The organism is Nocardioides sp. AN3 (assembly GCF_054653495.1).
This window is the reverse complement of record NZ_BAAIGC010000118.1, coordinates 1-233: the sequence shown is the minus strand read 5'-3', so window position 1 is coordinate 233 and position 233 is coordinate 1. Positions and strand designations below refer to the sequence as shown.

Below are 233 nucleotides of genomic sequence, written 5' to 3'. Positions count from 1 at the left end.
GCCAAGGGCCAGTTCGGCACGAAGAACCGCGACTACCACGCCATGCTCGGCTACGTGCGCCAACAATGGCCCCATCACCGGTGGGCCATCGAGGGCGCCCAAGGCGTCGGCCGGCCCCTGGCACAGCGACTGCTGACCGACGGCGAGACCGTGGTCGACGTGCCGGCGAAGCTTTCCGCCCGGGTACGGGTCTTCGATACCGGCAACGCCCGCAAGACCGATCCGGTCGACGC

At 69.5% G+C, this 233-nt stretch carries 1 protein-coding gene; it reads left to right on the top strand.

The genetic code is table 11. The features are described 5' to 3' along the window. On the top strand, positions 1-233 hold a 233-nt coding region (locus tag ACYQ1K_RS28055), incomplete at both ends, for a hypothetical protein (RefSeq protein WP_459986913.1).